Annotated in this window: 25 protein-coding genes and 3 tRNA genes; 21 read left to right on the top strand and 7 right to left on the bottom strand. The window is 68.1% G+C overall.

Going from position 1 to position 25,480, the window contains the following annotated elements:
- Positions 1-24 precede the first annotated feature (24 nt).
- The 3 genes from CQ034_RS18775 to CQ034_RS18765 all read left to right on the top strand — a co-directional run bounded on the left by CQ034_RS18775 (position 25) and on the right by CQ034_RS18765 (position 1,801).
- Complete coding sequence (locus tag CQ034_RS18775; protein WP_105712284.1) at positions 25-954, top strand: PfkB family carbohydrate kinase; 930 nt, start codon at positions 25-27, stop codon at positions 952-954.
- An 86-nt stretch (positions 955-1,040) separates the two neighbouring features.
- Positions 1,041-1,125: transfer RNA gene (locus CQ034_RS18770), tRNA-Tyr, on the top strand.
- 202 nt (positions 1,126-1,327) lie between these two features.
- The gene (locus CQ034_RS18765) at positions 1,328-1,801 is read left to right on the top strand and encodes a heme-binding protein (protein WP_105712283.1); all 474 of its coding nucleotides are present in this window, start codon (positions 1,328-1,330) and stop codon (positions 1,799-1,801) included.
- 91 nt (positions 1,802-1,892) lie between these two features.
- Here the strand turns inward: CQ034_RS18765 and CQ034_RS18760 are convergent, their stop codons facing one another.
- Entirely contained in the window at positions 1,893-2,366 is a 474-nt protein-coding gene (locus CQ034_RS18760; RefSeq protein ID WP_029261841.1) for a hypothetical protein, read from the bottom strand.
- 309 nt (positions 2,367-2,675) lie between these two features.
- Here CQ034_RS18760 and CQ034_RS18755 point away from each other — a divergent pair, with 309 nt between their 5' ends.
- The 3 genes from CQ034_RS18755 (at position 2,676) to CQ034_RS18745 (ending at position 7,281) form a co-directional block, all read left to right on the top strand.
- The gene (locus tag CQ034_RS18755) at positions 2,676-3,416 is read left to right on the top strand and encodes a hypothetical protein (protein ID WP_146114887.1); all 741 of its coding nucleotides are present in this window, start codon (positions 2,676-2,678) and stop codon (positions 3,414-3,416) included.
- Complete coding sequence (locus CQ034_RS18750; protein WP_105712281.1) at positions 3,413-5,293, top strand: VaFE repeat-containing surface-anchored protein; 1,881 nt, start codon at positions 3,413-3,415, stop codon at positions 5,291-5,293. The genes CQ034_RS18755 and CQ034_RS18750 overlap by 4 nt, the downstream gene beginning before the upstream one ends.
- A gap of 179 nt (positions 5,294-5,472) precedes the next feature.
- Positions 5,473-7,281: a sigma-70 family RNA polymerase sigma factor gene (locus tag CQ034_RS18745; protein ID WP_181156381.1), complete on the top strand. Its 1,809-nt coding sequence runs from the start codon at positions 5,473-5,475 to the stop codon at positions 7,279-7,281.
- A 21-nt stretch (positions 7,282-7,302) separates the two neighbouring features.
- Here CQ034_RS18745 and CQ034_RS18740 read toward each other — a convergent pair whose 3' ends face one another.
- The gene (locus tag CQ034_RS18740; protein ID WP_181156380.1) at positions 7,303-7,821 is read right to left on the bottom strand and encodes a DUF2087 domain-containing protein; all 519 of its coding nucleotides are present in this window, start codon (positions 7,819-7,821) and stop codon (positions 7,303-7,305) included.
- A 137-nt stretch (positions 7,822-7,958) separates the two neighbouring features.
- On the opposite strand from CQ034_RS18740, the gene CQ034_RS18735 reads away from it, so the two are divergent.
- From CQ034_RS18735 to CQ034_RS18700, 8 genes are all read left to right on the top strand, one after another.
- Positions 7,959-8,858 (top strand): bile acid:sodium symporter family protein, encoded by a 900-nt coding sequence (locus CQ034_RS18735; RefSeq protein ID WP_105712278.1) that lies wholly within the window; start codon positions 7,959-7,961, stop codon positions 8,856-8,858.
- A 9-nt stretch (positions 8,859-8,867) separates the two neighbouring features.
- Positions 8,868-9,359, top strand: coding sequence for an FBP domain-containing protein (locus CQ034_RS18730; RefSeq protein WP_105712277.1), 492 nt, complete (start codon positions 8,868-8,870; stop codon positions 9,357-9,359).
- Between the two features lie 45 nt (positions 9,360-9,404).
- Complete coding sequence (locus CQ034_RS18725) at positions 9,405-10,205, top strand: enoyl-CoA hydratase/isomerase family protein (RefSeq protein WP_105712276.1); 801 nt, start codon at positions 9,405-9,407, stop codon at positions 10,203-10,205.
- A 117-nt stretch (positions 10,206-10,322) separates the two neighbouring features.
- Positions 10,323-11,309: a hypothetical protein gene (locus tag CQ034_RS18720; protein ID WP_146114885.1), complete on the top strand. Its 987-nt coding sequence runs from the start codon at positions 10,323-10,325 to the stop codon at positions 11,307-11,309.
- Complete coding sequence (locus CQ034_RS18715; protein ID WP_105712274.1) at positions 11,306-12,100, top strand: inositol monophosphatase family protein; 795 nt, start codon at positions 11,306-11,308, stop codon at positions 12,098-12,100. Before CQ034_RS18720 ends, CQ034_RS18715 begins: the two co-directional genes overlap by 4 nt.
- 120 nt (positions 12,101-12,220) lie before the next feature.
- Positions 12,221-13,474, top strand: a complete 1,254-nt coding sequence (locus tag CQ034_RS18710) for a M23 family metallopeptidase (RefSeq protein ID WP_105712273.1) — start codon at positions 12,221-12,223, stop codon at positions 13,472-13,474.
- Between the two features lie 69 nt (positions 13,475-13,543).
- Positions 13,544-13,615, top strand: a tRNA-Thr gene (locus tag CQ034_RS18705).
- A gap of 34 nt (positions 13,616-13,649) precedes the next feature.
- Positions 13,650-13,723: transfer RNA gene (locus CQ034_RS18700), tRNA-Met, on the top strand.
- Between the two features lie 103 nt (positions 13,724-13,826).
- On the opposite strand, the gene CQ034_RS18695 is transcribed toward CQ034_RS18700, so the two are convergent.
- A complete protein-coding gene (locus CQ034_RS18695) occupies positions 13,827-14,483 on the bottom strand; it encodes a GntR family transcriptional regulator (protein WP_181156379.1) in 657 nt (218 codons plus the stop codon).
- A gap of 117 nt (positions 14,484-14,600) precedes the next feature.
- Here CQ034_RS18695 and CQ034_RS18690 point away from each other — a divergent pair, with 117 nt between their 5' ends.
- From CQ034_RS18690 to CQ034_RS18660, 7 genes are read left to right on the top strand one after another with little or no spacing between them, the layout of a single operon-like run.
- Positions 14,601-15,665, top strand: a complete 1,065-nt coding sequence (locus CQ034_RS18690) for a substrate-binding domain-containing protein (protein WP_105712271.1) — start codon at positions 14,601-14,603, stop codon at positions 15,663-15,665.
- Positions 15,666-15,692: 27 nt separating this feature from the next.
- Positions 15,693-16,784, top strand: a complete 1,092-nt coding sequence (locus CQ034_RS18685; protein ID WP_105712270.1) for a mandelate racemase/muconate lactonizing enzyme family protein — start codon at positions 15,693-15,695, stop codon at positions 16,782-16,784.
- A complete protein-coding gene (locus CQ034_RS18680) occupies positions 16,784-17,863 on the top strand; it encodes an ABC transporter permease (RefSeq protein ID WP_105712269.1) in 1,080 nt (359 codons plus the stop codon). Before CQ034_RS18685 ends, CQ034_RS18680 begins: the two co-directional genes overlap by 1 nt.
- Positions 17,860-18,864, top strand: a complete 1,005-nt coding sequence (locus CQ034_RS18675; protein ID WP_105712268.1) for an ABC transporter permease — start codon at positions 17,860-17,862, stop codon at positions 18,862-18,864. The genes CQ034_RS18680 and CQ034_RS18675 overlap by 4 nt, the downstream gene beginning before the upstream one ends.
- The gene (locus CQ034_RS18670) at positions 18,861-20,381 is read left to right on the top strand and encodes a sugar ABC transporter ATP-binding protein (RefSeq protein WP_105712267.1); all 1,521 of its coding nucleotides are present in this window, start codon (positions 18,861-18,863) and stop codon (positions 20,379-20,381) included. The genes CQ034_RS18675 and CQ034_RS18670 overlap by 4 nt, the downstream gene beginning before the upstream one ends.
- A complete protein-coding gene (locus CQ034_RS18665; RefSeq protein ID WP_105712266.1) occupies positions 20,378-21,361 on the top strand; it encodes an aldo/keto reductase in 984 nt (327 codons plus the stop codon). Before CQ034_RS18670 ends, CQ034_RS18665 begins: the two co-directional genes overlap by 4 nt.
- Before the next feature lie 16 nt (positions 21,362-21,377).
- Positions 21,378-21,713: an L-rhamnose mutarotase gene (locus CQ034_RS18660; RefSeq protein ID WP_105712265.1), complete on the top strand. Its 336-nt coding sequence runs from the start codon at positions 21,378-21,380 to the stop codon at positions 21,711-21,713.
- 7 nt (positions 21,714-21,720) lie between these two features.
- Here CQ034_RS18660 and CQ034_RS18655 read toward each other — a convergent pair whose 3' ends face one another.
- The 4 genes from CQ034_RS18655 to CQ034_RS18640 all read right to left on the bottom strand — a co-directional run bounded on the left by CQ034_RS18655 (position 21,721) and on the right by CQ034_RS18640 (position 25,342).
- Positions 21,721-22,548 (bottom strand): CPBP family intramembrane glutamic endopeptidase, encoded by an 828-nt coding sequence (locus tag CQ034_RS18655; RefSeq protein ID WP_105712264.1) that lies wholly within the window; start codon positions 22,546-22,548, stop codon positions 21,721-21,723.
- A 90-nt stretch (positions 22,549-22,638) separates the two neighbouring features.
- Complete coding sequence (locus CQ034_RS18650) at positions 22,639-22,947, bottom strand: hypothetical protein (protein WP_105712263.1); 309 nt, start codon at positions 22,945-22,947, stop codon at positions 22,639-22,641.
- A gap of 112 nt (positions 22,948-23,059) precedes the next feature.
- Positions 23,060-24,730: an MDR family MFS transporter gene (locus CQ034_RS18645; RefSeq protein WP_105712262.1), complete on the bottom strand. Its 1,671-nt coding sequence runs from the start codon at positions 24,728-24,730 to the stop codon at positions 23,060-23,062.
- Entirely contained in the window at positions 24,731-25,342 is a 612-nt protein-coding gene (locus CQ034_RS18640; RefSeq protein WP_105712261.1) for a TetR/AcrR family transcriptional regulator, read from the bottom strand. It lies immediately after the preceding gene.
- Between the last annotated feature and the right edge of the window lie 138 nt (positions 25,343-25,480).

Genomic DNA, 25,480 nt, shown 5'->3' with positions numbered 1-25,480 from the left:
AAGCGGGCGCGGTAGTGTCGGCGGGTGAGCAACGAGACATCTTCCGCTCGGTCCGTGGTCGTGATCGGCGATGCCTTGATCGACGAGATCCACGATGCCGCGGGCGTGCGTGAACTGGTCGGCGGCGCCGCGCTGAACGTCGCCGTGGGCCTGCGTCGGCTCGGCATCGAGACGACTCTGATCGCCATGGTGGGTGACGATGAGGCCGGCGCGCACATCCGCGAGTACCTCTCCGATCACGGCGTGCGTCTGATCTCGAGCGAGGCACCCCTCGGGTCTTCACGCGCGATCGTGCGGCGGGCGGCGAACGGTGAACCGGAGTACGTGTTCAACGAGGCGGCCCGGCAGCGCAGCATCCGTTACTCGGACGAGGCGCGCGAGGCGATCGCGGATGCCGGGCTCGTCGCGATCAGCTGCTTCCCCTTCGACGTGCCGCAAGAGGTGGATGCTCTCGTCGGTGCCCTCGCTGATGCCCGTGTCGCCGTGGATCCCAATCCGCGCCTCGGGATGCTGCATGATCGCGTCGACTTCGTCCGCGGGTTCGAGCGGATCGCCGCATCGGCAGTCATCGTCAAGGTCGGCGCCGACGATGCGGCGGTCCTCTACGATGGCGATCTCGACGCGCTGCGAATGCGGCTTCGCGAGATCGGTGCCGCTGCGGTGCTGGCGACTGCAGGTGCGGCCGGTGCGACGCTCGACACGGAAGCGGGCATCGCCTCCGCGCCGATCACCCCGCTCGCCGGTGACGTGATCGACACGGTCGGCGCGGGAGATGCGACGCTCGCAGCCGTTGCCGCTGGGCTGGTGTCCACGTCCCCGACCGAGCTGGAGGAGTGGCATGTGCTCCTCCTCCGCGCCATGGACATCGCCGCCGCGACGTGTCGTGCGGAGGGCGGTCTGCTGCGGACTCCGGAGTCGTTGGCGGACGCTCAGCGAGGGGTCCACGGCAGCTGACGGTTCGATTTCTTCGACCCGCCTCGGGCAGGTATGCTTATCTTTCGTGCCCCCGGTTGGCTGTTCAAGTCGGACGGGTGCGCTCTGGCGAGTTACCCAAGCGGCCAAAGGGATCTGACTGTAAATCAGACTGCTCAGCATTCGGGGGTTCGAATCCCTCACTCGCCACCACGGAGGTCCTCGGACCCGACCAGGACGTTTCGAAAGGCCGCTGACTCGAGTCAGCGGCCTTTCGGCTTGATCCGCTCGTCTCGGCGAGAGGACGCGACGGGGGACCGCGCCCTCGGTCCCGTGCCCAGCCGCCGACGGACTCCTCGAATTCTGCCCTCGCCCGCTACAGTCTCACTCGAACCACCTACGAGAGGCAGCACCGATGGCCGATGACGCAAGGCTCGCCCAGCTCGAGAAGGAACATCTCGAACTCGTCCTGCGGCGGTTCGATCGCAAGGACGCATGGGAGCTCGGACGTGCCATCGCAGAACGGGCACTCGCAGCTGGTCATCCGGTCGCCGTCGACGTGCGCACCTCGTCAGGGATCCTGTTCCACGCGTCGCTGCCGGGCGCGACCGCCGATAACGACTCCTGGGTGGAGAAGAAGGCCGCGACGGCCCTCCGCTTCGACACCAGCACAGCGCTGCTGGAGGCACGGATCGAGAACGGCGGGCGTGACATGTACGAACCGGGGTGGCTCGATCCCGCCGTCTACGCCGTCGCCGGCGGTGCTGTCCCCATCCGCGTGGAGGGTGTGGGTGTCGTCGCGGTCGCGACGATGTCGGGGTTGCCGTCTGCGCAGGACCACGACAACGTCGTCGACGGCATCCGCGGGCTCGGACTCCTCGCGGGATAGCGCCTCCGGCCCGGCTGCCGGTCAATGCTCGGGCGGTGTAACGCAGATGGCCGGCCCGCATCGGCGGGCCGGCCATCTCTTCGTGATCGGATCAGCGCAGCGTGACGTCGATCGTCTCGGTGAACGGGTCGATGTCGATGTTCGTCGTGATCGCGTAGCCGGAACCGGACGCACCCGTGGGGCGGAACTGGATGCGGATGTTGGTGATGTCGTTCGCGGTGATGATGCCCGTGATCGAGCCGTCAGGGTTCGTCGTCACCACGATGCCGATGGCGTTGGTGACTGCCAGGGTGACGCCAGGGTCGGGCACGATCGTCACGCTCGTACCGGCGGGAAGCAGCGCGAGGTTCCCGTCCGCGTCGCTGCCCTCCACCGTGAAGTTGGTGACGTTGCCGCTCACGACGCTCACGGTTGCTCCCGTCGCCCAGAAGGTGGCGGGCGGTGCCGTGGTGGAGGCCGCGGCCAGCGGAGTGGCGACCGCGACAGCGACGACCGGCACCGACCACGCCGCCCCCTTGACGAGCGTCCGGCGGGAGAGGCCGTGGGTGTCGAGTTCTTCCTGCATGTTGTTTCCTTGTCCGGCTCTGTCGAGCCCTCTGTTCCGTGGGCTCTCTGTCGTCCCTCGGTAAGGAGTCGGAACGCACTCGGAGGTGACGCGAGGGGGTCAGGAAAGTGGATTCGCGTCACGTTCTCCGCCTTTTCGGCTCTTTCTTCTCCACCTCGCGTCACTTTTCGAGACCGCCTGACTCCTTGTAGGTGTATCGACGCACAGGCGTCCACACCGGAGGCATCGGCGTCCAATCGAGGGGATTCGGAACAGATGAATGAGAACGAGGTAGCAGTCCCGGGGCGCGGCATGTCGCGCAGGACGATCGTGAAGGGAGCAGCATGGTCGCTGCCCGTGATCGCCGCCGCCGTGGCCACACCACTGGCGGCTGCATCGACGACGAACTGCACGGCGACGGTCAGCACGAGCACCGCCACGTACACACGGCTGAGCGCCACCTCGTCCGTGTTCACGTGGACCGACCTCTTCGGTGACGGCAAGGACTTCACGCTCACGCTCAGCGCGGTCCCCAACGGGGCGGCCAACATGACCATCAACACGACGAACAACCTCGTTCTGGATTCCAGCACGCAGGGCAACGAAGCGCTGCCCAGCGTGCGGTTGTCGCTCGACACCGTGAACCTCAACAACATCGGCGGAGGCGAGCGCGTGACCTTCAGCTTCGCGCTGGACGGCGTGCCCAGCATCGTCGAGAACCTCACGTACAAGATCAAGGACATCGACGGCTTCCAGGCGCTCGACGGTCTCGGCGGTGCGGAGCGCGTCTACCTGTCCGCTGCTGCCGGGACCGGGGCCTACAACACGGATTGGATTCGCGGTCAGGGCACGTCCGCCAACCCGTGGCGACCGTTCACCGGTGCCCCCAATGTCGAGGTCATCCCGACCAACCCGGGTGGCAACATCGCGGTCACCGAGCCGTCGGTCGGTGCGTTCGACCTCACCTTCGTCGCCAACAACTCGGGCAGGGAAGCCACGGATCGACCGATCCAGAACATCTGGGTGGGCCCGTTCAGCTTCACCGCGGTGAACCCGGCGTGCCTCGCATGACGGCCGCGATGCCGTCGAGGAGGTCGACTCGGTCGGCGGGATGGGTCGCGGGTGCATTGCTGGCCCTCGGCGCGCTCGTCGCACCCGTGGGCGTCAGCGCCGCAACGGCCGCGGAGATCGCCCCGGGGGACTCGGTCTACATCGGCAGCAAGGAAGGCTACAGCGGTACGGGGATCTTCCCGATCTGGTCCGAAGGGGTCCAGGCCGGGGACCCGGACCTCTGGGCGTACTGCCTCGAGAACCAGGTGACGGCGCAGACGGGTCGGGTAGGCACCGTCGGCGACGGCGACAGCTTCCTCGGCAGCAACTACTTCGTGGACCCTGCCATCCAGGGGAAGGTGCTGTGGGTGCTCGCCCACAGCTACCCCGCGGTGAGTCTGGAAGATCTCGCAGCCGCGGCCGGGGTCGCGCAGATCTCGCGGAACGATGCGATCGAGGCCACGCAGTACGCGATCTGGCGATACACCGACCTCACGTTCGATGCCGCGTGGGCGTGGGAGACGCCGGACTCTGAGGCGGCCTACTGGTACCTCGTGAACGGCGCGAACGCGAACCCGGGTCTGACCCCGGGGGACTTCGAGGTCACGGCCACGGTGACGGCGCCGGGTGTGGCACAGACGGCCGGCACCCTCGTCGGGCCGTTCGTCGTGAACACGAACCGGGCCGCCGTCGCCGTCTCCGTGGACCCCGCCGTCTCGGTCACCGACGCGAGTGGAACGGCCGTGGCACTCGATGCGGTCGTAGACGGTCAGGAGCTGTATCTGGACCTGCGTGCATCGACGGCAGCGGGAAGCGCGACCGTTCGGGTCGCGGCCGAGGGATCGAGCAGCACCGGCATGGTGGTTTCGGTGCCGAACGTGCCGGGTGGCACGCCGACGGCCGACGACCACGCGCAGTCGATCATCCTGGTGGCCCCCGAGGCGACGCAGACGACCGGGGAGGCGACCGTGGAATGGGCCGCTCAGCCCGGTGCAGCGGAGCCGGTGATCGGGACGTCGCTGGTCGACGCCGCCGACGGCGACCGGGTGCTGGGATGGAACGGGGGAGCGGTGATCGACACCGTCGCCTACCAGAACCTTGTTCCGGGCACGGAGTACACGGTCTCGGGTGAGCTGGTGCGCAAGTCCGACGGCCAGCCGACCGGCATCACGGGTTCGACGACGTTCACTCCGACGACGGCGAACGGATCCGTCGGTGTGAACCTCGTCGTGCCGGCGGGCTTCGCCGGAGACGTGCTCGTGGCCTTCGAGGAGCTCTTCGAGGGCCCGGACGCATCCGGAGACCTGGTGGCCGAGCACAAGGACATCGACGACCTCGCGCAGACCGTCACGGTGGAGCAGGCGCCGGAAGCACCTGAGCCGTTCATCGGAACATCGCTGGTCGATGCCGCTGACCAGGACCATGTTCTGGCTCCGGGCGGCGGAACCCTCATCGACACGATCGCGTACCGCAACCTGACGCCGGGAACCGAGTACACGGTCACGGGTGTGCTGATGGACAAGGCGAGCGGCGAGTCGACGGCCATCACGGGGTCGACCACGTTCACGCCGACCGCTCCGGACGGCTCGGTCGACGTGTCGTTCCGTGTCACGGCAGAGTCCGCCGGCGCGGTGCTGGTGGCGTTCGAGAGACTCTTCGTCCGCACGGATGTCACCGGCGACCCCGTCGCGGTGCACACCGACCTCGATGACGCGGCGCAGACGGTCGCGGTCGAAGCGGCGGATCCCGGTGTGCCCACCACACCGGCTCCGGGTGGAAAGGGAGACCTCGCGGCGACCGGCGCCCCGGCACCGATCGCGGGCATCGCTGCGGCGCTGCTCGCTGTTCTGGCCGGCGCTGTTCTGATGCTGACGAGGCGGCGCCGCCTCGACGCCTGACCGGGCGCCCGGACAGGACAGGGTCGCGGAGTTCCCCACTCCGCGGCCCTGTCCGCTGCCGCTAATATGAGCCCAGCCCCGTCGTTGAACACAGATTCAGTGGTGGACCGACCGCCTGGATCTGTCTACGGTCAGCTGCTCGCCGGTGATGAGCGGGCGTTCTTCTGGAGAGGGAAGACGTGGAAGATTCTCGCGGTGATGCCGAACTCCTCCGTGCGCTTCGGGACGGTGATCAGGCAGCGTATGCCGTGCTGTGGGAGCGACACATCGGCGCTGCACTCCGCTACGCGCACCGGCTGTTCCCTTCGCGATCGGAGGATCTCGCCTCCGAGGCGCTGCTCGCCATCTACCAGCAGGTGACGACCTCGGACGCGGGGCCCGAGTTCGCGTTCCGGTCGTATCTCAAGGCGGTGATCCGCAACACGGCGATCCGGTGGCGCAAGGATGCCGACCACATCGACGACACGGTCGAGCCCGATCGGGCCGACTTCCGCGATGCGCTCAGCCTGGTCGAGCGGGAGACGAACGCCCAGCAGTTCCTCGGGGCATTTCAAGAGCTCCCGGAACGCTGGCAACGTGTGCTGTGGCTGACCGAGGTCGCTGACGTCCCCCGCCCGGAGGTCGCGCGCGAGCTCGGCATCAAGCCCAACGCCGTATCCGCCCTGCAACGACGAGCCCGTTCCGGGCTCAAAATGCACTGGCTCACGTCGCAGGTGCCTCTCGCGCTGCGCGACGATGAGGCTCATGTCGCTCGCCTCCTCCCGCGACACCTCACCGAGCCGCTCGACGAGGTCGTGGCGCAGGAAGTGGCCGGGCATGTGCCCTCATGTGACGTGTGCGGCGACCTGTTCGTCACCCTTCGCAGTGATGCCCAGCGCCTGCACGGCGTCACCCTCTCCGCCGTCGGATTCGGCGCACTGGGAGTCATCCTGCCGTCCACCGGAGCGTTCGCTCCCGGCACCGCGGTGGCGGCCGCGGTCATCGCCACCGGAGCAGGAGCGGGTCTTGCGACTCTTCTGGCGGGGGGCCTGGGCGTACTCACCGCCGGAACCCTGATCGTCGGATCCTTCCTGCTGCCCGGAGCCACGCCGGCCGTATCCGCGCCCGCCGCCGATAGCGACAAGACGTGGAGCGCGGCGCGGTCCGTTCCGGACGCCGGAGCACCGGCACCTGTGGTCGGAGCGCCCGACGGCACGGTGGCTACGCCCGCGCCGTCCGCACTGCCGTCGCCTCCCCGCACCGGACGTTGGAATTCGGACCCGGCGATCGACTCCATCGACCTCATCAACGACCCGGATGCCCCGGGGCCGCGCAATTCCACGCGGCCGGGAACGGCGCCCGGGACGACACCGGACCCGGGGGAGAGTCCGGGTTCGGCCCTCGGCCCCGGCGTGACCAGCCCCACGGCATCCTCCGGTTATCTCGCTCCGGTGGTGGCGGGCACTGCCACGCCAGGGTCGACCGTAGCGATCGAGGTCGACGGCGCACGCTATACGCCGGAGATCGCCGACGACGGGGCGTGGTCCTTCGACCCGCGCGCTCTGGAGCTCCCCGCCGGCACGTACGACTATCGCGCCTGGGCGTTCGATGCCACCGGGCAGTCTCCGGCCACGACGGGCACCTTCACCATCCTCCCCATCGTGATCGAGGGTTTCGAGGACATCGCCGGCACCGAAGACATGCAGGTGGAGGAGGCGCGGACCACAGGCGTGGTGATCGCGGCCACGGGGCCTGCGAACGGAACGATCTACGTGACCACCATGCAGGGGCACTCGGCGATCATCCCTCTCGACGACACCGGGTATGCGCTCAAGCGATTGCGGATGAACTCCCGCGGTTGGTACTGGTTCACCTTCCGAGCGATGGACTCCGACGGCTACCTGGGGTCGATGGTGGAACACCCTCTCGACGTCTACGATCCCGACATCATCTTCGACCCCTGGGGGCCGGGGCCGGAGGAGATGACGTTCGAGCTCGTCGACCCCTGACGGCGCTCCGGGCGGCTGCTGTCACCCGTCCGTCGGGACGACCGGTCCGCTGCCGGTGAGCGCGTACCGGCTGCCATCCGAGCGGCGTTCCACGAGCTGGTAGTCCACGAGATAGCGGCGGAGCACGGCGACATCTTCCGAATACGGCAAAAGCCTGCTGTTCGCCTCGCGTTCGGTGACGACCTCTCCTTCGGAGAACACAGCGCGGGCGACCCAGGCGAGGAGCTCCCCGCGCTCGTGGAGGTTCGCCGGGTACTGGCGGATGCGCTTTCCGTCGGTGAACCGTTCGATCCCTTTGCGCCGGGGAACGGTGGCCGACGCCAGAATCTCTCGGAACACGTCGGGCGCGAGCGCCTGGGTCTCCGCGTCGACGAGCCCGCTCTGCGTGACCGCCGCCGTCACCCGTCGGCGTCGGGAGGGCGAGAGACCTTCCGTGGCCGACGCGAGACTGCTGCCCAGCATCACCTCGGCGGCGACCCGGCGCGTCTCCGGGTTCGCGAGAATCGCGATCAGCGGTCGCCAGCCGTTCGAGTCTTCCATCGCACCATCTTTCATCCGCAGCGCTGCCTCGTGCTCCCGCTGCGAGCCGTGGGAACCTCCTGCAGGCTACTTCGTGTGGTCATCTCGGCGCGATATACGGGTGACACCGAGACCCTCCATCCGCCACACTGAGTCCCATGGGATCAGCGTTGACCACCATCGGATTACCCGTCGCCCTCGGCATCATCATGCTGGGTCTCGGCCTCAGCCTCACTCTCGCCGACTTCGCGAGAGTCCTGAAGCAGCCGAAGGCGGTGATCATCGCGCTGCTCTGTCAGCTCGTCGTGCTGCCGGCGATCTGCTTCGGACTCGTGCTGGCGTTCCAGCTCCCGCCGATCCTGGCCGTCGGCATGATGATGCTGGCCGCATCGCCCGGCGGTACCACCGCGAACCTTTACAGCCATCTGTTCCGCGGAGACATCGCGCTGAACATCTCGCTCACCGCGGTGAACTCGGTCATCGCGGTGATCACACTGCCGATCATCACCAACTTCGCCATCGCGTACTTCGAGCCGTTCGACGACCGGCTCGGCCTGCAATGGTCGAAGGCGCTCGAGGTGTTCGCGATCGTGCTGCTGCCGGTGGCGCTGGGTATGATCGTGCGGCGCTTCTGGCCGAAGTTCGCCACGGGCATGGACAAGCCCGTACGCATCGCCTCGGTGATCATCCTGATCATCGTGATCGCCGGCGCGGTGGCATCGAACTGGACGTTGCTGGTGGCCAACTTCACGCAGCTCGCCCTCATCACCGTGCTGTTCTGCCTGATCAGCCTCACCATCGGCTTCCTGATCCCGCGGATGCTGCGGGTGGGCAAGCGGCAGGCGATCGCCACGTCGTTCGAGATCGGCATCCACAATGCGACGCTCGCGATCGTCATCGCGCAGTCCGTGCTCGGCTCCGTGGAGCTGAGCCTGCCCGCCGCCGTCTACGGAGTGCTGATGTTCTTCATCGCGTTCGGCTTCGGCTTCCTCATCCGGGATCGGGCGGCCGAGGGCACCGAGGGCGTCGCGGCGCCCTCGGGTGCCTCCCGTTCATAGACTGGAGCGATGCGACCGCTCACAGAGGCCGACGTCAGGGCATCGTTCGTCAATGCGGATGCCGATGAGCTGCGGACCATGGAGATGCCGCACGACTTCCTGCTCGTCGACTGGGACTACCTCGACTTCTTCGCCTGGCAGGATCCGAGCGCCAATCGACGCGGCTATGTGCTGGTCCCGCACGGCGATGGGGTTCTCGGCGTCGTCCTCCGTGCCACCGAGCCGGGGCGCGGACGCTCGGGTCTGTGCAACATCTGCCACACCATGCAGCCGGGCAATCAGATCGCACTCCTCTCCGCACGGCGCGCGGGAGAGGCGGGGCGACGAGGGGACTCGTTCGGCACCTACATGTGTGCCGATCTGTCGTGCCACGAGAACGTGCGTCTGGCGCACCCGCTCGCGCCCAACGAGATCCGGACTCCCGGGCAGGTCGACTTCCGCCTCGACGGCACGCGGCGTCGGATGGAGAGCTTCGTCTCGCAGGTCTGGGAGCAGAACTGATCACGGTTACGCTGGACCACACGTCCTGTGCTCGAAGGAGAAGCCATGAGTGATGCCATCCTGTTCGCCGTCGAAGAGGGAATGGCTCGGCTCACGCTGAACCGTCCTGCTCGCCTCAATGCGTTCAACGCCGACCTCGCCCACGCGTGGAGGGATGCGACGGCCGAGGCGACGTCGCGGTCCGACGTGCAGGCGATCCTGATCGATGCGGCAGGTCCGGCCTTCTGTGCCGGCGGCGATGTCATCGACATGGCCACGACGATGGGTGCATCCGGTGCGGAGATCACCGCGCTCGCCGAGGTAATCAACGCCGGTATCCGGTCGCTCACCGAGTCTGCGGTGCCCGTCGTCGCCGCCGCGCACGGCACCACGGCCGGCGGAGGCCTCGGCATCCTGCTCTCCAGCGATTACGCGGTCGTCGGGTCGCGTTCCAAGCTCGGCAGCCTGTACGCGAACATCGGCCTGACTCCCGACCTCTCGGTGTCGGCGCAGCTCGCCAGGGCGGTCGGCCAGCGTCGCGCGTTGCAGCTCGTGCTTCAGGACCGGCTGCTGTCGGCATCGGAGGCCGTGGAGTGGGGGCTCGTCGCCGAGTCGGTGGAAGGCGCCGACGGTGCCGCCGAGGCGGATGCCGTGCGTGCCCGCGGCGAGGAGATCGCGCGCTTCTGGCTCGCCGGCGCAGCCGACGCGTACGGACAGGCGAAGCGGCTCGTGCGCTCGCAGCCCGAACGCTCGTTCGTCGAGCAGCTGACGGAGGAGGCGCGCTCGATCGGCGCAGCGCTGGAGACTCCGGATGCGCAGGCGAGGGTCGCGGCCTTCGCTGCCGCCTCCGCGAGGAAGTCGGGCTGACTTCTCCTACCCGCATCGGCGTCGGGTGACGACTTCTCCTCAGCACGGCGCTCGGCCCTCGCCTGCGGCGATGCGCGTGGCAGGATGAAGGCATCGCCGCTCGACGAGAGGATCGCCATGTCCCAGCCGGACATCACCACGCAGCCGCAGGGTGAGAAGAAGAATATGTCGCTGCTGATCAGAGGATCCCTCTGGATCGCCATCGGCGCACTGATCGCCGCGGCGCTCGTGTGCGTCATCTGGGTGCTCGTTGGGGATCAGGACGGGCTGATCGGAAGAGCCTTCCTCACGATCCTGCTCCTGGCGGCCTTCGCGGGGATCGCGATCCTCGAGGCCGGCCTCGCGCCGAATCGCCCCGACTGGCTGCAACTGGCCAGCATGGTGAGCTGGATCGTCGCGCTCCTCGTCGGAGCCGTCAAGATCTGGCTCCCCGAAGACGGCATGTTCTTCGGGGCCGAGCGCTTCTTCCAGCTGTTGCTCGTCATCGGCATCCTGCAGCTCGCCCTCCTGCATGTGCGGCTGTTCACTCCCGCCGCTGAACGGCACGTCACGACCTTCACCCGTGTGATCTACATCGTCACGATCACCTTCCTGGTCGGACTCGTCGGCATGCTCGTGTTCTTCCTCGCCTTCCCGAACACGTTCCACTACGGCGAGCTCTACTGGCGGATCGTCGTCGCGCTCACGATCCTCGTCGCCGTCGGCACCACGCTCATCCCGCTGCTCAACGCGCTGTTCGCGCCGAAGAAGAAGGCGTCGCCCGCTCGTGGCATCGCGCCGGCGCCGTCGTGGCCGACCTACGCCGACGGCGTCACCCCGCTGCCGGCGCTGCCCGACTCGTCGCCCGACTGGAACGCCTACTACACCGGATATCCGACCCCGGCGCCGTCGCAGCAGCAGCTTGTCGCGCCCGCGTCGAGTTTCCCGGTCGCGCCGCAGCCCGTGCCCCCGCAGCCCGTGCCGCCGCAGTTCGCGCCGCCCACCGCTCCGGGGGGACACCTCGTCCCTCCTGCGCCTGCCGGAGGCCAGCCGTCGGCCCCGCAGCAGGGCGAACCGCCGGCGTTCCCGCCGCCGCCGCCCGCGCCCCAGCAGCCTGCGCAGTGACGCTCGAACTCGAGCTCGGCGAACTCGCGACAGAGATCGCCCGGGAAGCAGGGGCGCTCGCCCGAGCCCGTCGGCGTGACGGGGTGCGTCTCGCCGCCACCAAGACGACCCTCGCCGACATCGTGACGGACGCCGACCGCGAGGTCGAGGCGCTCATCCGCGAGCGTCTGCGCGCCGCTCGTCCCGAAGACGGCTTCCTCGGCGAGGAGTCGGGCGCCGAGCCGGGTGCGAGCGGGATCACGTGGGTCGTCGATCCGATCGACGGCACGGTGAACTACGCCTACGGCATCCCGGCGTACAACGTCAGCATCGCCGCGGTGCAGGGCGAACCCGACCCCGAGACCTGGGTGGCGCTCGCCGCCGCCGTCAACGCGCCCGCGCTCGGGGAGATCTTCACGGCGGCCCGTGGCCACGGGGCATGGTGGGAAGGGAGCCGGCTCGCGGTGACCGAGGAGACTCCGGCGGGAGCGCTGCTGGGCACCGGCTTCGGCTACGACCCCGCGACCCACGAGGGCGATCTCGCCACGGTGGCGCGCGTCATGCCGATGGCGCGCGATCTTCGACGCATGGGTGCTGCGGCGCTCGACCTCGCCTACGTCGCGGCCGGTCGGCTCGACGGGTACTTCGAGCGGGGGCTCCGCCCCTGGGACCACGCCGCCGGGGCACTTCTGATCACGGAGGCGGGAGGCCGCGTCTCCCGGATCGACGTCGAGTCGACGCGGCCGATGCTGGTGGCCGGAGGTCGCGAGGTGCACGCCCGACTGCTCGAGATCCTCGACCCGAAACACTGACCGATTCATGGCATTCCCAGGCTGATCAGGGTATGGTTTACCCGATCGTTACTTTCGCCACCCGAAGGTGAAAGTCTGAGTTTGCGCCCCCGAGCATGACGCACGACCGAGAGAAACGCTTTGCCCTTCGAGAATTCCCAGGCTGCCTCTGCGCCCACGCGCCGGTCCAGCCGACTCCGCACTGAGGCCCCCGAAGCCTCCGCGGCGGGAACGACGGCACCCGACTCCGCGGCAGAAGCCGCGGCCATCGCCCTCGCCGTCGTCGCTCCGCTTTCCCGCCGTGCTGCACGCCAGCGACAGACCACCGATGACACCGTGGTCGAACCGCCCTTCATCGCCCCGACGCCCGAGCCGATCATCGCGGATGTGCCCGCCTCGCCGGTTGCGGTCGACAAGGTCGAGCAGATCATCGAGATCGCCACCGGCGACGAGGCCCACGCTGCGGCCGAGCCGGAGCCGGCGACCGACCTGCCCCTCGAAGACGATGCCGACGCCTTCGAGCGTGCGTCCCGCGCTTTCCGCACGGGCTCGATCCCGACGGTCGACTCTTCCGCCGCCGCGTTCACCGCGCAGAAGCCGTCGGCTGCGGGCTCTGCGCAGCCAGACGCGCCCGCCCACGTCGTCGCGCGCCGCCCGCGTAGCTTCCGCAAGGTCGTGGCCGTCGGCGCCAGCGTCGGCGTGATGAGCCTCGCAGGGCTCCTCGCCGTCTCCATGACTCTTCCCGCCGAGGCCGTCGCCGCGGTTCAGGGAACCTCGGTCGCCGCCACCTCGCTGGTCTCGGCTGCTGCCGCCGACGCGAAGGGAGCGGCCGACGACGAGATCCAAGCCTTCGTCGCACCCTCGGGCGTCGAGAACGAGACGCTTGCGCGGTCCGACGACTTCAGTACCGTCTCGCTGGTCCAGGTCGCCGCCGAGCAGGGCATCAACTACTCGGGCGAGATCTTCACGAACGACCCCGACGCGGCCATCCAGTGGCCCTTCCTGGTCGGCGTCGGCATGAGCTACGGGTACGGCATGCGCAGCGGCCGTCTGCACGAGGGCATCGACTTCGTTCCCGGCGACGGCGCCCCGGTTCAGGCGATCGCCGACGGCACCGTCCGCATCGCGACCGAGCAGGGCGGCGCTTACGGCGTGACCGTCTACATCGACCACGTCATCGACGGGTCGGTCATCACGAGCCACTACTCGCACATGCAGTACGGTTCGCTGCAGGTCAAGGCCGGCGAGACCGTCAAGGTCGGCACCGTCGTCGGCAAGACCGGAAACACGGGTCGTTCCTACGGCGCGCACATGCACTTCGAGCTCATCGTCAACGGGTCGACCATCGATCCGATGCCGTGGCTCAAGGAGAACGCCGGGCGGACGTCGTACTGACCGGCCCGGATTTCATGAGGACGCCACAGTAATGGTATTCTCGTACGGTTGCCCCGCGAGGGGCAGCACGCCCCGATAGCTCAGTGGCAGAGCACTTCCATGGTAAGGAAGGGGTCGTCAGTTCAATCCTGACTCGGGGCTCGCAGCATTCTTCTCACGCGGACGGATGCCTCGCGGCAGGGTAGCTCAGCTGGTTAGAGCGCACGACTCATAATCGTGAGGTCGCGGGTTCAAGCCCCGCTCCTGCTACAGACTTAAACCCCCGGTCATCCGGGGGTTTTGTCGTTTCCTGAACGGGCGCGGTGTAGCCGATGATGTGGCCCGGCGCCGCGAGAGAGCAGGTGTGCGCGTCTCAGTCGACGACGCGCATCAGCCGGTCGCGGGAGCGCTCGATGTGCGTGCGCATCGACTCCGCCGCCGCGGTGGGGTCGCCCTCGGTGATGGCGCGGACGATGGCCGCGTGCTCGTCGACCGTGTCCGACACGTATGCGCCCGTGTAGGCGAGTCGGAACGTGTGCAGGTGGCAGTGCGTGCGCGCATACGCCTGGCGGACCGTCTCGTTCTGCGCCGATCGGAACACGAGATCGTGCAGTCGCACGTCATGGCGGGAGAGCAGGCGGTAGGCGTCCGCTTCGCCGACCGCGGTCCGCCCCGCCTCGACCTCGTGAGCGAGTTCCTTCAGATCCGTGGCCGAGCGGCGTTCGGCGGCGCTCGCCGCGCTGCCCGGCTCCAGCAGCAGTCGCAGTTCGAAGAGTTCGGTCAGCCGCGTCCGATCGAGCAGATCGGTCGTGCGGTACCCGCGCAGGGGGAGCTTCTCGACGAGCCCGTCCGACTCGAGTCGCGCGAGCGCCTCTCGCACCGGAGTGGGTGACACTTCGAACTGCCGGGCCAGCTCGCCGGCGTTGATGCGCGCGTCCGGCGGGTAGGTTCCGTCGAGGATCGACTGCTGGAGCGCGCCGTACACCTCGTCGCCGAGCATCGTGCGTGCACCGGGGGTGAAGGAGGGCAACTGACCGAGCGTAGACATCCGACCTTTCCCTTGACATAGCGGCGGAGTGCAGCCATCATATCCTTTGAAAGATCAAATACGATATTTCAAAAGGAACCCTTTCCTGGAGGCTCAAAGATGCGCATCACACAGCACGTGCGGCTCGGCGCCGTCATCGCGGCAGCCGCCGCCCTCACCCTCGCGCTCGGCGCGTGCACTCCGCAGAACGCCGATCCGGATGCCGGCGGCGACGGGGCCGGCGGGGATCTGTCCGACGTGCGCGTCGCCCTCGTTCCCGGCGGCGCCCACCCGTACTTCCAGCCCTGGATCGAGGCCGGCGAGAAGGCGGCCAAGGACTTCAGCCTCGGCGAGGTCACGTTCAACGAGACCGCCGAGTGGGACCAGACCAAGCAGAACGATGTGATCAACTCGCTCGTGGCCAACGGCTACAACGCGTTCGGCATCTTCGGCGTCTCCCCGACGGACATCAACGCGACCTTCAAGAAGCTCACCGATGCGGGGGTCGCGGTCGGATCCATCGCCTCCTGTCCGGCAGGCGACGAGAACCTCGCCGCGTTCTGCCTCTCGACCGACACCGAGGAAGCCGCCTACCAGGCTGCCGCTGCGGCCATAGAGGCGATCGGCGGCAAGGGCACGATCGTGCACATGACCGGCAACAACGTCGACTCCAACACGCAGCGTCGCATCGAAGGCGTCCAGCGCGCGATCGACGAGACCGACGGTGCCGTGACCCTGCTCCAGACCATCACCGATGTCGACACCGACCTCGCGACCGCCCAGAAGGCGGCATCCGACCTCCTCGCGGCGAGCGGGTCCGAGATCAACGCGATCGTCACCACGGCCTACAACCCGGCCGTGGCGAGCGCCGAGGCGATCGCCGAATCCGGCCTCGAGATCCAGCTCGTCGCGATCGACGACGACGCCACCATCCTCGACGGCATCCGCGACGGCTCCGTCTACGGAACGGTCGCGCAGAACCCCGCCGGCCAGGCCTATGTGGGCAGTTGGGTGCTAGCTCAGCTCGCGAGCGGCACCTGCGAGATGGCCGACCCCGGAGTGATCGTCGACTCCGGCTCGTTCGTCGTCACGAAGGACAACGTCGACACGTACGACGACGAGCGCGTCGCGTTCGCCGAGAAGGTGAAGAAGCAGTTCGACGACGAGCTGCTCACCTGCAAGTGATCTTACCCACACCAGGAGATGTACCCGATGGCCAGTACGATCACCGATGCTCGCGCGTTCCTCGTGGACGTCGCCGTCGAGACCGAACGCACGGATGCCGTGCAGAGCTTCGTGTCTCAGGAGACGATCTTCGTCGAACTCACCACGAGCGATGGCCTGCACGGCCTCGGGTACTCCTACACGATCGGAACGGGAGGTCGCGCAGTGCTGTCGATGCTGCGCGACCACCTGCTCCCGATCCTCGTCGGTCAGGAAGCCGACCGCATCGAGGCGGTCTGGTACCGCCTGTTCGCCTCGACCCGCGCGACGACGACCGGGGCCATCACCTCGCTCGCACTGGCTGCCGTCGACACGGCGCTGTGGGACATCGCCTCGCGTCGTGCCGCGCTCCCGCTCTGGCGCCTCGCGGGTGGGTTCCGCCGTGACATCCCCCTCTATGACACCGAAGGCGGGTGGCTGCACCTCGACTCCGACGAGCTGGTGGCCGGTGCGCTCGCCTCGAAAGATGCCGGTCTCAAGGGTGTCAAGGTGAAGATCGGCAAGCCGAGCGGGCAGGAGGATCGCGAGCGACTGACGGCCGTTCGTGAGGCCGTCGGCTCGCACTTCGACATCATGGTCGACGCCAACCAGTCCCTGACCGGCGCGGAGGCCATCCGTCGTGCTCGACTGTTCGACGGACTCGACCTCGGCTGGATCGAAGAGCCCCTGCCCGCCGATGACATCGAGGGGCATGTCCGCCTCGCGGCATCGACCTCGACACCTATCGCGGTGGGGGAGTCGATGTACTCGATCGCGCAGTTCCGCGAGTATCTCGACCGCGGCGCCGCGGGAATCGTCCAGGTGGACGTCGCCCGCATCGGCGGCATCACGCCTTGGCTGAAGGTCGCGCACCTCGCCGAGTCGTTCAACGTGCACGTGTGCCCGCACTTCCTCATGGAGCTGCATGTGAGCCTGGTCGCCGCAGTCCCGAACGGACGCTACGTCGAGCACATCCCGCAGCTGCGCGCGATCACCCGGACCGGTATGACCATCGAAGGCGGCCGCGCCCTCGCGCCGGAGACGCTCGGCCTGGGCATCGATTGGGATCGCGATGCGATGGACGACAGGATCGTGCTCTGATGTCGCGTCTGGGTGCTGCCGCGCGCGCCGAGCTCCGCTCACCGCGTGCGCTCCTCGTCGTCCTGATCGTCGTCCTGGTCACGACCCTGGCGATCCTCAAACCGGCGTTCCTCAACGGCCCCTTCGTCATCGCGCCGCTGCTCACGACGATCGCGATCTTCACCGTCGTCGGGCTCGCGCAGATGGTGGTGCTCTCGATCGGTCACATGAACCTCGCTGTCGGTCAGCTCGCCGGGATCGGGGCGCTCGTCACCGGTGCCGCGTTCGAGAACCTCGGCCTGCCACTCCTCGCCGGGCTCGCTCTCGGGGTGCTCGCCAGTACGGCGCTCGGCGCGCTCGCCGGATGGATCATCGCCAAGACCGGCGTGAACTCGTTCATCGTCACCCTCGCGATGAGCTTCACGCTGCTGGGACTGATCCCCACGCTGTACAAGTCGTGGAGCACCGGCCAGGCGTTCACGGTCTCGCCCGCCGGGTTCGAGACCATCGGTCGCGGCACCTTCGCCGACGTCTGCATGTTCGGCTACTGCGGCTCGAACGCCGTGCCGCTCATGGTCCTGCCCGCCCTCGGCTGCATGGCCGTGATCTGGTACTTCTACACCTGCACACGCAGCGGACGCGAAGTCCTGATGACCGGCAGCAGCGTGAAGGCCGCAGAGCTCTCCGGCATCCCCACCGCGAGCCGGACCATCCTCGCGCATGCCCTCTCCGGGCTGCTCGCGGCGATCGCCGGGTTCTTGCTCGCCGCGAGCACGGGGTCGTTCACCCCCGCCATCGGCAGCGAGTTCATGCTCTCCTCGTTCCTCGGACCGATCCTCGGCGGCACGCTGCTCGCCGGCGGCCTGGTCTCGATCGTCGGCACCGCGCTCGGCATCACGCTGACCTCGGTGATCCGCAAGGGGCTCGAGCTGTTCGGGGTCGGGCTCGAGACGCTCAACGTCCTGCTCGGCGTCATCCTCCTGGCGGCACTCGCCACGGACCGGCTGCGGCTGCTCTTCGCGCGACGCCGTCCCGCCGCAGCGACGGAGTCCGCCGCGACGCTCGCCGTCGAACTCGAAGAGGCGGAGGCCCACCGATGAAACGCATGATCAGCGCGAACAACCTCCTGCTGGTCGGGATCGTCGTGGTCGGAGCCGCCGTGCTGGGCATGGCGACGTCGGGACAGTTCTTCGGCCCGGTGTCGATGACGAGCTTCTTCCGGTTCGTCAGCGTGCCGATCCTGATCGGGCTCGCCCAGATGATCACGCTCTGCGTCGGGCAGCTCAACCTCGCGGTCGGTGCCATCGGCGGCGTCGCGGCCTGCTTCACCGGCGTGATCGTCACATCCTGGGGCGTCCCCCCATGGATCGGTGCCCTCGTCGCCGTGCTCACCGGCGCCGTCCTCGGCCTCGTCAACGGTCTGCTGGTCGTCGGGACCAGGATCAACGGCTTCATCGTGACTCTCGCGATGTCGCAGATCCTGATCGGTGTGCAGTACGCCCTCGTGGGCACCCGTACGATCGAGCGCAAGGCCTGGCCCGAGCTCGCCGCCTTCGGGCGGTCGGAGATCCTGGGCATCCCCACGATCTTCCTGATGACGCTCGTGGTCGCCGTGATCGTCGCCCTGTACTTCGCGCAGACGGTGTCGGGACGCAAGCTCCTGGCCAGCGGGGGCAACGCCTCGGCCGCGCAACTCGCCGGAATCTCGACCGACCGCGCTCTCGTCGTGGCCCACACGCTCTCCGGACTCCTCTGCGGCGTCGCCGCGATGGTGAGCATCTCGTTCCTCCCCGGTGTGAACACGACCGTCGGCGGCGACTGGCTGCTGCCGAGCTTCGCCGCACCGATCATCGGCGGCGTCGCGCTCGCCGGAGGGACCGTGGCAGTCCTCGGCACGGTGCTCGCGGCGATGGTCGTGCGGCTCGTGGATGCCGCCAGCCCGATCTTCCGCTTCGACGCCGAGGTCGTGAACTTCGTCGTCGGTGCGGTGGTGCTGGGTACCGTGGCTCTCGGCAAGCTGCGCGAGGTGCAGGCGTCTCGACATGCCAGCAGGATCAGATCGTTGCGGGCGGAAGCCGCACTGGCGGAGGTGAAGCGATGACCGTCGCACTGGAAGTCCGGAACCTGCGCAAGACGTTCCCTGGCGTGACCGCGCTCGCCGACGCGAACCTGACCCTCGAGGCCGGCTCGGTGCACGCCCTCATGGGCGAGAACGGCGCGGGCAAGTCGACGCTCATCAAGATCGTGACCGGTGTGCAGGGCGCTGACTCCGGGAGCCTGATCCTGGGCGGTGAGGAGATCTCGTTCTCGAACCCGCTGGAGGCGATGGCGGCCGGCATCGGTGTCGTGCATCAGGAGCGCAACGTCGTCCGCGAGTTCACCGTGGGGGAGAACATCGCCCTCTCCGCGATGCCCCGCCGTGCGGGCGCGGTCGACTGGCGGCAGGTGTGGCGCGAGTCGAAGCGCTGCCTGGACATGCTCGACCTCGACATCGATCCCCGCACGCCCATGCGTGAGCTCTCGGCCGCGCAGATCCAGCTCGTGGAGATCGCCCGCGGCCTGTACCGCAGCGCCAAGGTGCTCCTGCTCGACGAACCGACCGCCTCACTCAGCAACGACGAGGCCGACCGGCTCTACAAAGTGGTGCGCCAGCTCAGCGCCGAGGGCACCGCCGTCGTCCTCGTCAGCCACAAGCTCGACGAGGTGTTCGCGCACTGCGATGCGATCACGGTGCTCCGCGACGGCAGCACCGTCATGCCCTCGCAGCCGATCGCGGACACGACCCATGACGAGGTCGTCGCGCGGATGGTCGGCCGCACGCTCGCCGATCTGGAGGTCGAGGAGCGCGAGGTCGACCGCACCGTCACGCCCGCGCTCGAGCTGACGGATGTCAGCACCGCCGCCGGGCATCGCCGCATCTCGCTCGCGGTTCATCCGGGAGAGGTGCTCGGGATGTACGGGCTCGTCGGCGCCGGCCGCACCGAGCTCGCGCGAGCCATCCTCGGACTCGACCGGGTCGTCGGGGGAGAGGTGAAGGTCGACGGCAGATCGGTGCGGATCCGCTCCGTGCGCGATGCCCTGCGCCGTTTCCGCATCGGCTACGTCACCGAGAACCGCAAGGAGGAGGGAGTCTTCCTCCTGCAGTCGATCACGCGCAACGTCGCCGTCACCATCTGGTCGGAGATCTCGAAGGTCCTCGGATTCGTCCCCGGGCGCACGGAGCGCGACGCGGTGCAGACCCACGTCGACGCCCTGGACATCAGGATCAGCTCGCAGGATCAGCTCGCCGGACAGCTCTCCGGAGGCAACCAGCAGAAGGTCTCTCTGGCCAAGTGGCTCGCCGCGCGGACCCGTGTGCTCATCATCGACGAGCCGACGGTCGGAATCGACGTGCGCACCAAGCGCGCGTTCTACGAGCTCATCTGGCGGCTCGCCGACGACGGCATGGCGATCCTGCTCATCTCGAGCGACCTCGCCGAGATGGTGACTCTCGCCGACCGCATCGTCGTGATGGACCAGTTCATCGTGCGCGGTGTCGTCGAGAACACGCACGATTACCAGCCGATGAGCGCGGCCGTGATGAGTCACATCCACGGATCGTCGGTGGAGGCCTCATGATCCCCGTTCGCACGCATCGCGGGCTCGACGTCAGCATCCTCGGCATGGGATGCGCCCAGCTCGGCAATCTGGGCAGCGTGATGACCGACGAGGAGGCGGAAGCGTCGGTGCACGCGGCCTGGGACGCCGGCATCCGCTACTTCGACACGGCGCCCCACTACGGACTCGGGCTCTCGGAGCGCCGACTCGGCCGCGCGCTCGCCGCGTATCCGCGGGATGAGTACGTGCTCTCCACGAAAGCCGGGCGACTACTCGTCCCGAGCCCGGAGACAGCCCATCTCCGCGACCTGGACAACCTCTTCGACGTGCCGTCCGATGTAAGGCGCGTGTACGACCTCAGCCGCGACGGGATCCTGCGTTCGATCGAGGCGAGCCTGGACCGGCTCGGACTCGACCGGGTCGACGTCGTGTACATGCACGACCCGGACGATCACCTCGACGCCGCCAGGACCACGGGCGCGCAGACGCTGTCGGCACTGCGCGACGAGGGCGTGATCGGGGCATACGGCGCCGGAATGAACCAGGCCGGAATGCTCGCCGACCTGATCGAGCAGACCGACACGGACATCGTGATGTGCGCCGGGCGACTCACGCTCCTCGAGCAGGCCGCCAGTCTGCGGATGCTGCGGCTCGCGCGCGAGCGTGGTGTCGCGGTGGTCGCCGCCGCCGTCTACAACTCGGGACTCCTCGCCCGTGACAGCGTGCCCGACCGGGTCAGCTACGACTACGCCGATGCGCCCCAGGACGTAGTGGAGCGGGCGCGCGAGCTCGAGCGCATCTGCCGCGCGCATGGCGTGACGCTGCCGTCGGCCGCCGTGCAGTATCCGCTGCGGATGCCGCAGGTGGCCTCGGCCGTCGTGGGGATGCGCGGGGTGCAGCAGGTGACGGAGGCCGTCGCCCGCGCGACGGCGGTGATTCCTGCGGAGCTGTGGAACGCGTTGGAGCACGCCGGGCATGTCCTGTCGCCGGAATCGATCTGAGCGCGGAGGGGACCACATGCGCATCGCCCTGCATTCGATCATCGCCGAGGGTGCGGTCGACGACTACCGATCCCACCACGCCCGGATCCCCGATGCGCTGCGCGACCTCTTCGGCGTCGCGGGCATCCACGACTGGACGATCTGGCGCTCCGGTCGCGACCTGTTCCACCTGGTCGAATGCGACGACTTCGAGGCCGCGATGCGCGTCGTCGAGGCCTCGCCGGTGAACGACGCGTGGCAGGCCGACATCGGCCGGTTCGTCGAAGGCTTCCACGGTGCTGATGGCGAGGACGGCTTCACCCCGATCGAGCAGGTGTGGGCGCTGTCGGTGCAGCGCGGCACCGACGCGTGACGCGCGGTCAGGCCGGACGTGTCTCGCTGAAGTCCGGATGCGCGTCGCCGACGCGGCCGCGGATGAAGAAGATCGTCACGAAGCCGGCGACGACCACCACGATGTTGCCGAGACCGGCGAAGCCCGTGAGCGCGCCCTCCGCCGGGTAGGCGGTCTGCAGGAAGATGCTCGGGTCGGTGCTCGCGTGCAGCAGGATCGGCGCGATGATCGTTCCGGTCACGCGGAGCGCGAGGTACATCAGGATGCCGAAGGCGAAGGTGTAGACCAGCTGGAACCCGGTCGCGAGGAGGTTCTGCCCGTTGAGCAGGTTGCCCGCGTGCAGTCCCGCGAAGAGGGCGGCCGAGACCACGGCCACCACGACCTCGCGGTGGCCCGCCTTGCGCATCAGGTTCACGACCAGGCCGCGAGTGAGCACCTCTTCGGTGAAGCCGATCAGGAGTCCGGCCAGGAGCCACGTCAGCACGACGTCGAAGCCCGCCTTGCCGTAGTCGATCGTCGCGAAGCGGAGGATGTTGAACAGCAGCACCACAACGATGGCGATCCACATCCAGCCTCGGCCGCGGATCGGCTGCCGGCCGAAGACCTCGCGCCACCACCCGACCGAGAGGGTGAAGGCGGCGAGGATGACGGCCCCGACGAGTTCGGGCAGGACGTAGAACACGGCGAGGCCCGCCGCGCTGCTCGGTTCCTGGATGTTCAGCGCGAGTGGAGTGAACGACAGCGAGAGCAGCTGGAAGAGGACGAAGTACGCGGCCGTGAGGAGGAGCGCTCGCCACCATCCGCCCTTTTCCCAGAACCTCTTCCAGAACGTGGCGGTGGGTGCGGGAGAGGTCATGAGGACTCCAGGCGGTGGGGGAGGGCCGGCGTGTTCACGTCAGTTTTGCGCAGGCCGGCGCTGTGCGTCCAGCGGAGGCATCTCGGCGTGTCAGCGAGGAGCGCTCCGACCCGCACCCCGGTTGCGCGTCGGTGGGAGGTGCGGGATCGGGATCGGCCGCGTCGCCCGAGAGGCGTCCTGGAACCTCCGGACGGCGTCGAGCACGTCCTCTGCGGAGCTGTACCGCAGGGCGAGGGGGAGGTCGCGTCGCCACAGGACCTCGAACTCCGTCGGCGCGTCTTCGAAGATCGTGCAGACCACTCGGCGGTGATCGCCCTCCGGGTAGTGCAGATCATGGATCGCCCAGTCGGTGTCGCCGACGCGCGCCAGGGCGAACCTGCGGTCCGGGTCGTGCTCCATCGTTCTCCTGCCTGTCCCCACGATGAAGGATGACCGCTCGCTTCGCGGAAAGGGAGGGGCTTGACACCACCGCGCCCTCACCCTTCATCAGAAGGGTGAGGGCGCGAGGATGTCAGCGGACCGTCGGTGTGGAACCTGTGTCCGTCGGCCCGGCATCCGCCGTCGCGAGGCCGTCCGGATGGGCGATGCCCCGCTGCTCGGCTTCCATGCGCTCCGCTTCCTCACCGCTGATCGCCTCGCCGCGGGCGACGAGTCCGGCCTGATCGGACAGCGGGATCTGCTTGAGGAACAGCGACAACACGAGTGCGAGTGCGATGAAGGGTACGAGGTACCAGAACACCGGCGCCAGAGCGTCCGCGTACGCGGTGACGATGCCGTCGCGCACCTCGTCGGGGAGGGTGTTCAGCGTCGCGGGGTCGATCGTGGACGCGGCCTGGGAGGCGGCATCCGGCGAGGCGCCGGCCCCGGCGAAGACCCCGGTGAGGTTCTCGGTCAGGCGCGTGGTGAAGATCGTGCCGAACACGGCGGTCCCCAGCGACGCGCCGACCTCGCGGAAGTAGTTGTTCGTGCTGGTGGCGGTGCCGAGCTCGCCCGCGGGGACCGCGTTCTGCACGACCAGGACGACGACCTGCATGATGAGGCCGAGTCCGGCGCCGAACACGAACAGGAACGTGCAGATCAACCAGATCGGTGTGGAGGCCGACAGGGTGGTCATCGAGACCATCGCGATGCCGGTGATGATCGTGCCGAGGATCGGATAGATCTTGTACTTGCCGGTCTTGGAGATCGCGATGCCCGAGAAGATCGACGTGCCCATCAGGCCCACCATCATCGGGATCATCAGCAGACCGGATTCCGCCGCCGAGGTGCCGGACGACATCTGCAGGAAGGTCGGCACGAAGCCGATCGCCGCGAACATGCCGATCCCGAGCACCAGTCCGATCGCGGTCGCGTTCACGAAGATCGGGTTGCGGAAGAGGCTGAGCGGGATGATCGGGTCCTTGACCCGCGATTCCGTGATGACGAAGGCCGTGGCTGCGACGATCAGGCCGGCGCCCCAGGCCCAGGTGGCCAGCGAATCCCAGCCGAACTCCTTGTCGCCGCCGAAGTCGGTGAAGAAGATCAGGCAGGTGGTCGCGATCGAGAGGAAGATCACGCCGAAGATGTCGATCGGCTTCTCGGCCTTCTTGCTCGGCAGCTTCAGCGCGACCAGAGCGATGATGAACGCGGCGATGCCGACGGGGATGTTGATGTAGAACGCCCACTGCCAGGTCAGGTGGTCGACGAAGTAGCCGCCGAGGAGCGGCCCCGCGACGGCCGACAGACCGAACACGGCGCCGAGCGGGCCCATGTACTTGCCGCGCTCGTTGGCCGGCACGATGTCGGCGATGATCGCCTGCGACAGGATCATCAGGCCGCCGCCGCCGAGGCCCTGCAGGGCGCGGAAGACGACGAACATCCAGAAGTCGGTGGCGAAGGCGCAGCCGACCGAGGCCAGGGTGAACAGCGCGATGGCGACCAGGAACAGGTTGCGTCGGCCGAGGACGTCACCGAACTTGCCGTAGATCGGCATCACGATGGTCGTGGCGAGCAGGTAGGCGGTGGTGATCCAGACCTGGTGGTCGACGCCGCCGAGCTGCCCGACGATGGTCGGCATGGCGGTCGAGACGATGGTCTGATCGAGGCTGGAGAGCAGCATGCCCGCGATGAGGGCGCTGAAGATGATCCAGATGCGGCGCTTCGTGAGCAGGAAGGGCGCATCCTTCGTGGCGGTGGCGGACATTCAGAGGTCTTTCTGTGACGGTGCGTAGAGCGAGCGGGCGAGGTCGAGACGTCGGGTGATGAGATCGCTGAACGGCTCGGTGGCCTGGTGGTGCAGGAGCTGGTCCATGCTCATCCGCACGAGCGCGCCGACGGTGTGCACGATCACCTCGGCGCGGAGCTCGGCATCGGGGGCGTCGGGGATGCGGCGGAGGATCAGCTCGCCGTCGCGGCGCTCGTTCTTGGCGAGCTGCTCGAACGCGGCCTTGAGCAGACGCGGCTCCTGCTCGATCACGGCGAACATCGCCGGAGCATCCTCGACCGGGTTGAACAGCTCGAAGCGGCGGATCGTCAGCTCGATGAAGTCGTCGAGCAGGTCACCGTGCTGCGAGGCGAACTCCTCTTCGAGGGCCTCCTGGCGCGAGTCGATGGTGGCGAACCCGAAGACCGCGTTCTCCTTGCTCTCGAAGTAGTTGAAGAAGGTGCGTCGGGACACGCCCACCTCGGCGCACAGCTCTTCGATGGTGAAACCCGCGAAGCCCTGCTCCGTCGTCAGTCGGCGGGCGGCATCGGTGAGTGCACGGGACGTCTCGCGCTTGCGCTGCTCCCGCAGTGAATCTGCACTGTCGCTCATGGAGTGCAATATTGCACTCTCTTCCTTGGAGTGCACTGTGAGTGCCCGCTCAGGCGGGGACGAAAAAGTTCCGACGAATCTGTGACGTTCTCCGCCCGGCATCCGTCCTAGTGGTGTCGCTGAACGGCGACCCGCACT

Source organism: Microbacterium sp. MYb45, from assembly GCF_002979655.1.
In the GTDB taxonomy this organism is placed as follows: domain Bacteria; phylum Actinomycetota; class Actinomycetes; order Actinomycetales; family Microbacteriaceae; genus Microbacterium.
The sequence above is the reverse complement of the archived record's forward strand: the minus strand, read 5'-3'. Positions and strand labels throughout refer to the sequence as shown.

Coding starts and splice junctions, on each gene's coding strand:
- CQ034_RS18765 (WP_105712283.1), top strand. CDS start 1,328: ATGGCCGATGACGCAAGGCTCGCCCAGCTCGAGAAGGAACATCTCGAA.
- CQ034_RS18760 (WP_029261841.1), bottom strand. CDS start 2,366: ATGCAGGAAGAACTCGACACCCACGGCCTCTCCCGCCGGACGCTCGTC.
- CQ034_RS18750 (WP_105712281.1), top strand. CDS start 3,413: ATGACGGCCGCGATGCCGTCGAGGAGGTCGACTCGGTCGGCGGGATGG.
- CQ034_RS18740 (WP_181156380.1), bottom strand. CDS start 7,821: ATGGAAGACTCGAACGGCTGGCGACCGCTGATCGCGATTCTCGCGAAC.
- CQ034_RS18735 (WP_105712278.1), top strand. CDS start 7,959: ATGGGATCAGCGTTGACCACCATCGGATTACCCGTCGCCCTCGGCATC.
- CQ034_RS18730 (WP_105712277.1), top strand. CDS start 8,868: ATGCGACCGCTCACAGAGGCCGACGTCAGGGCATCGTTCGTCAATGCG.
- CQ034_RS18725 (WP_105712276.1), top strand. CDS start 9,405: ATGAGTGATGCCATCCTGTTCGCCGTCGAAGAGGGAATGGCTCGGCTC.
- CQ034_RS18720 (WP_146114885.1), top strand. CDS start 10,323: ATGTCCCAGCCGGACATCACCACGCAGCCGCAGGGTGAGAAGAAGAAT.
- CQ034_RS18690 (WP_105712271.1), top strand. CDS start 14,601: ATGCGCATCACACAGCACGTGCGGCTCGGCGCCGTCATCGCGGCAGCC.
- CQ034_RS18685 (WP_105712270.1), top strand. CDS start 15,693: ATGGCCAGTACGATCACCGATGCTCGCGCGTTCCTCGTGGACGTCGCC.
- CQ034_RS18680 (WP_105712269.1), top strand. CDS start 16,784: ATGTCGCGTCTGGGTGCTGCCGCGCGCGCCGAGCTCCGCTCACCGCGT.
- CQ034_RS18675 (WP_105712268.1), top strand. CDS start 17,860: ATGAAACGCATGATCAGCGCGAACAACCTCCTGCTGGTCGGGATCGTC.
- CQ034_RS18670 (WP_105712267.1), top strand. CDS start 18,861: ATGACCGTCGCACTGGAAGTCCGGAACCTGCGCAAGACGTTCCCTGGC.
- CQ034_RS18665 (WP_105712266.1), top strand. CDS start 20,378: ATGATCCCCGTTCGCACGCATCGCGGGCTCGACGTCAGCATCCTCGGC.
- CQ034_RS18660 (WP_105712265.1), top strand. CDS start 21,378: ATGCGCATCGCCCTGCATTCGATCATCGCCGAGGGTGCGGTCGACGAC.
- CQ034_RS18655 (WP_105712264.1), bottom strand. CDS start 22,548: ATGACCTCTCCCGCACCCACCGCCACGTTCTGGAAGAGGTTCTGGGAA.
- CQ034_RS18650 (WP_105712263.1), bottom strand. CDS start 22,947: ATGGAGCACGACCCGGACCGCAGGTTCGCCCTGGCGCGCGTCGGCGAC.
- CQ034_RS18645 (WP_105712262.1), bottom strand. CDS start 24,730: ATGTCCGCCACCGCCACGAAGGATGCGCCCTTCCTGCTCACGAAGCGC.
- CQ034_RS18640 (WP_105712261.1), bottom strand. CDS start 25,342: ATGAGCGACAGTGCAGATTCACTGCGGGAGCAGCGCAAGCGCGAGACG.